This is a genomic window from bacterium (assembly GCA_030654305.1).
Taxonomy (GTDB): Bacteria; Krumholzibacteriota; Krumholzibacteriia; order LZORAL124-64-63; family LZORAL124-64-63; genus PNOJ01.
The window spans coordinates 1-2,530 of sequence record JAURXS010000404.1 but is presented as its reverse complement, the minus strand read 5'-3'; the positions used below and the strand labels follow the sequence as shown (position 1 = coordinate 2,530).

Here is a 2,530-nt window from a genome sequence, read left to right as displayed (position 1 = left end):
GCGTGGGTCGACCTGGCAGGCGTGGTCTCCTCCTTCACCGAGGCCCGCGACCGCTACAAGCGCCGGTACGCCCGCACCCTCTTCGAGGACCGCCGCGGAATGATCGAGGTCATCGCCTACGCCGACCTCTACGAGAAGTCGGCGCCGCTGATCCAGGGCGACGGCATCCTGATCGTGGGCGGGCGCATGCGCGTCAACGACGACGGCAACCGCGTCGTGATCGCCGACCGCGTCGTGCCGGTCGACGAGGCGCTGCGGGCCTGGACCCACGAGGTCCTGCTGCGCCTGGACCTGGACGCCCCCGGCGCCGAGACCGCGGCCGACGCCCTCGACGAGCTCGTGTGGTCCTCGCGGCCGGCGGACGGCGCGGACGCCGCGTCGGACCGGCCGGTGCCCCTGCTGGTGGAGGTCCTGCGGGGCGGGCGGAGCTGGCTGCTGCGCTCGCGCAGCCACCGGGTCGTGCTGTCGCTGGGCGTGCTGAGACGGCTGCGCGACCTGCCCGGCGCGTCCGGCACCGTGTTCCGCTGTTCGGTCCCCGCGGGATCCGCCCGCCGCGCCAACGGCGGCTACCGCCGGCAGTCGGCCGGCGCCTGACCGGCGCGGGAGTCTTGACACCCGGCGGCCTGAGCCGATAGATTCAGCGCTTCGCCGTCCGGGAATGTCCCCGGACCAGGCCGGGAGACACACGACCCCCGATGAATCCCAAGACGACACCCTGGCTGGAGTTCGAGAAACCCATCGTGGAACTCGAGGAGCGCATCCGCACCCTCGAGGACTCGGCCAGCCTGCGCGGCCTGGACGTGACCGACGAGGTCCAGCGCCTGCGCGAGCGTGTGACGTCGCTGGGGCGCGAGATCTTCGACAGCCTCGACGACTGGCAGCGGGTCCAACTGGCCCGGCACCCCCGCCGCCCCACGACCCAGGACTACCTGCGCCTGATCTTCGACGGTTTCAACGAGTTGCACGGGGACCGCGCCTTCCGGGACGATCCTTCCCTGATCGCGGGCATGGCCTTCCTGGGCCGCCGTCCGGTCATGGTGATCGGGCACCAGAAGGGGCGCGACACCAAGAGCAACATCCACCGCAACTTCGGCATGGCCCACCCCGAGGGCTACCGCAAGGCGATGCGGGTGATGGAGCTGGCGGCCCGCAACCAGCGCCCCATCGTGACCTTCATCGACACGCCCGGGGCCTACCCCGGCCTGGGCGCCGAGGAGCGCGGCCAGGGCGAGGCCATCGCCCGCAACCTGCGCGACATGGCCGCCTTGCCGGTGCCGGTGCTGGTCTTCGTCACGGGGGAGGGCGGCTCCGGCGGCGCCCTGGCCATCGGCGTGGGCAACCGCGTCTACATGCTGGAGAATTCCATCTACAGCGTCATCAGCCCCGAGGGCTGCGCCGCGATCCTCTGGCGCGACCGGGCCAAGGCCGCCGACGCCGCGCGGGCCATGAAGATCACCGCCCGCGACGCGCTGCGGCTCGGCGTGATCGACGCCGTGCTGCCGGAGCCGACCGGCGGCGCCCACCGCGACCACATCGCCACCGCGGCCGTCCTGAAATCGCGCATCATCGCCGACCTCGACGAGCTGGCGACCGTCAGCGCGGAGGACCTCCGCCGCCAGCGCCTGGACAAGTTCCTCGCCATGGGGATTTTCCAGGAAGGCTGAGCCCGTCACGCCGGGCGTTGACACCCGGGCCGGCTTCCTTTATCCTTGTCATGCCAACCTCTTCAAGTATCCTACCCCGGTGACGCGGATCGGACACCCGTCCGACGGCGCCGGGGTGGACCCGCCGTTGATGCCCGTTCCCTCGGCATCGTTTCGGGAACCGGTCTTGTCGTGCCTGGAGATCTCCCCGCCGTTCGTCCGGCTAGTCCGGCCGTCGGCGCGCCCCGTCCCGAGGAGGACGTCGTGCTGAGCCCGAAGCTCCTGGAAATCCTGGCCTGCCCCCGCTGCAAGGGGACCCTGACCGTGCCGTCCAACCACGCCTGGCTGGATTGCGCCTCTTGCCGCTTGCGCTACCGGGTCGAGCAGGACATCCCGATCCTGCTGATCGACGAGGCGACGCCCCTGCCCGAGACGCGGGGGGACCGGCCTTGAGGCGCCGGGACGAGCGACATTTCCGGGCCTTCGTGACGCTTTGGGCATGCGGGGCGCTGCTGGCCCTTGGCGCCGACCTCGCCCGGGCCCAGACGCCGCCGGAGCGGCCGACGGTCGGGGCGCCGCGGGTCGACGTGCTGTCGGCCGGCGCGCAGCGCACCGTCCTGCGCATCGCCTTCCCCTTCGAGTCGGTCCCGGGGACCGTGGCCCGAGTCGAGGACCTGCAGTGGCGACGGCCGGGACCGGTCGTGCGGGCCGCGAGCGGGGACTCCGCCCTGTCGCCGACCGCTTCGGCGTTGCTCGCGCTGCCGACGCCGCGCCCGCGCGTCCTGGTGACGGGGACCGCCTGGTCGATCCCGCCCGCCGCGGCGACCGACCCGGCCGTCGCCGTGCGCCTGGACGCCGTCCGGACGCTGCGGGGCGTGCCGGTCGCC

General features: G+C 72.8%; 4 protein-coding genes. All 4 read left to right on the top strand.

Translation table 11 applies throughout. The features are described from left to right. The coding region (locus Q7W29_11680; protein ID MDO9172479.1) for a hypothetical protein at positions 1-594 on the top strand (594 nt) is incomplete at its 5' end. A 101-nt stretch (positions 595-695) separates the two neighbouring features. Next, positions 696-1,664 carry an acetyl-CoA carboxylase carboxyltransferase subunit alpha gene (locus Q7W29_11675; protein MDO9172478.1) on the top strand — a complete coding sequence of 323 codons (969 nt, stop codon included), beginning with the start codon at positions 696-698 and terminating at the stop codon, positions 1,662-1,664. A gap of 243 nt (positions 1,665-1,907) precedes the next feature. Beyond that, positions 1,908-2,096: a Trm112 family protein gene (locus Q7W29_11670; GenBank protein MDO9172477.1), complete on the top strand. Its 189-nt coding sequence runs from the start codon at positions 1,908-1,910 to the stop codon at positions 2,094-2,096. Between the two features lie 32 nt (positions 2,097-2,128). Continuing rightward, positions 2,129-2,530: hypothetical protein (locus tag Q7W29_11665; protein ID MDO9172476.1), on the top strand; the 402-nt coding region annotated here is incomplete at its 3' end.

Bases quoted from the DNA above. Each gene is read 5' to 3' on its own strand.
- Q7W29_11675 (MDO9172478.1), top strand. From the start codon at position 696: ATGAATCCCAAGACGACACCCTGGCTGGAGTTCGAGAAACCCATCGTG.